The organism is Inquilinus sp. (assembly GCF_057815775.1).
In genome coordinates, this window is the sequence record NZ_JBYRFX010000218.1 from 1 (window position 1) to 2,210 (window position 2,210).

The 2,210-nt window shown below is 69.2% G+C and carries 1 protein-coding gene; it reads right to left on the reverse strand.

The window, feature by feature from the left end; translation table 11 throughout:
• A partial coding sequence (gene glgB, locus AC3XYG_RS07860) for a 1,4-alpha-glucan branching protein GlgB (protein ID WP_489139259.1) occupies positions 1-2,186 on the reverse strand: 2,186 nt, incomplete at its 3' end.
• Positions 2,187-2,210 lie beyond the last annotated feature (24 nt).

A 2,210-nucleotide genomic window follows, 5' to 3' on the forward strand; every position in this document is an offset into this window, starting at 1 on the left:
GCCCATTCGAACAGCATCGTCGCCAGCGGTGGCAGGGTCAGCAGCACCGAATAGGGCCGGCCGTGCCAGGGTGAGGCCTCGGCCTCCACCCCGCCGAAATTGCCGAGGCCGGAGCCGCCATAGCCGGCGGCGTCGGTGTTCACCCGCTCGATCCAGCGGCCGCCATGCGGCACGCCGATGCGATAGCCCTGGTGCGGCACCGGGGTGAAGTTCGAGACCGCCAGCACCGGCCGGTCGCCGTCATGGCCAAGGCGCAGCCACGCCAGGATCGAATCCGCGCTGTTGCTGGCGTCGATCCAGGCGAAGCCTTCCGGCTCGCAGTCGCGCACATGCATCGCCGGCACATCGCGATAGACCCGGTTGAGGTCGCTGATCAGCCGCTGCACCCCGGCATGCCGCTCGGTGTCGAGCAGGTGCCAGTCCAGGCTGCTGTCGTGGCCCCACTCGGCGCGCTGGGCGAACTCCCCGCCCATGAACAGCAGCTTTTTGCCGGGATGGGCCCACATGAAGCCGTAGAAGGCGCGCAGATTGGCGAATTTCTGCCAGTCGTCGCCCGGCATCTTGCCCAGCATCGAGCCCTTGCCATGCACCACCTCGTCATGGCTCAGCGGCAGCACGAAATTCTCGCTGAAGGCGTAGAGCAGGCCGAAGGTCAGATCGGAATGGTGCCAGGTCCGGTGGATCGGGTCCTTCTGCATGTAGCGCAGGGTGTCGTTCATCCACCCCATGTTCCACTTGTAGCCGAAGCCGAGCCCGCCGAGATGGGCCGGGCGCGACACGGCCGGCCAGGCGGTCGATTCCTCGGCCACCGTGGTCACTCCCTCATGCCGGCCGAACACCTCGACATTGGTCTGGCGCAGGAAGTCCACCGCCTCCAGGTTCTCGCGCCCGCCGAAGCGATTCGGCACCCATTCCCCGGCCTTGCGGCTGTAGTCGAGATACAGCATCGAGGCGACGGCATCGACCCGCAGCCCATCGAGATGGAAGCGGTCGAGCCAGTACAGCGCGTTGCCGAGCAGGAAGTTGCGCACCTCCGCCCGGCCGTAATTGTAGATCAGCGTGCCCCAATCCTGGTGCATGCCCTGGCGCGGATCGGCATGCTCGTAGAGGGCGGTGCCGTCGAAACGGGCCAAGCCATGCTGGTCGGTCGGGAAATGCCCCGGCACCCAGTCCAGCAGCACGCCCAGCCCGGCGCGGTGGCAGCGGTCGACGAAGGCGGCGAAATCCTCCGGCGGGCCGAAGCGGCTGGTCGGGGCGTAGAGGCCGATCGGCTGGTAGCCCCAGGATCCGTCGAACGGGAATTCGCTGATCGGCATCAGCTCGAGATGGGTGAAGCCCAGCCCGGTGGCATAGGGGATCAGCTGGTCGCCCAGCTCGCGCCACGACAGCGGGCGGCCACCCTCTTCCGGCACCCGGCGCCAGGAGCCGGGATGGACCTCATAGATGCTGATCGCGGCGTCGCGCCGCTGCGCCGCCGCCCGCGCGGCCATCCATTCGGCATCGTCCCAGTCGGCGGCCGGCAGGCCATGCACGATCGAGGCGGTCTTGGGCGGATGTTCGGCGCGGAAGGCGAAGGGGTCGGTCTTCAGCGGCTGCAGGGCGCCGTCCGGCCCGCGGATCTCGAACTTGTACGCGGCGCCGGGGCCGATGCCGGGCAGGAAGATCTCCCACACCCCGATGCCGGGATGCAGCCGCATCGAGTGCAGCCGGCCGTCCCAATTGTTGAAATCGCCGACCACGGCGACGCGGCGGGCGTTGGGGGCCCAGACGGCGAAGACAGTGCCGTCGACCCCGTCCAGCACCCGTGGATGGGCGCCGAGCCGTTCGTAGAGTTCGAGATGCGTGCCTTCGCCAAGCAGGTACAGGTCGAGTTCGCCGAAGCTGGACGGAAAGCGGTAGGGGTCATCGATCTCCCAGACACCGCCGGCCGGCCCGTAATCGACCCGCAGCCGGTAGCGGGCGGGGAAGGGGGCGTCGACGCGGCCGTCGAACACGCCGTCGGGATGGCGCCGGTCGAGTTTGGCCAGGACAGCCCCGCTGTCCGGATCGATGGCGTCGATCGCCACGGCATCGGGCCGGAAGCAGCGGATGACCGTGCCGCCTGCGATGGGGTGGGGGCCGAGCACGCCAAAGGGGTCGCGGTGGTCCGATGCGACCAGCGCCGCGATGTCGGCCGCGGTGCTCAGGCCGGCCGCGGCGGGCGGCTCGGG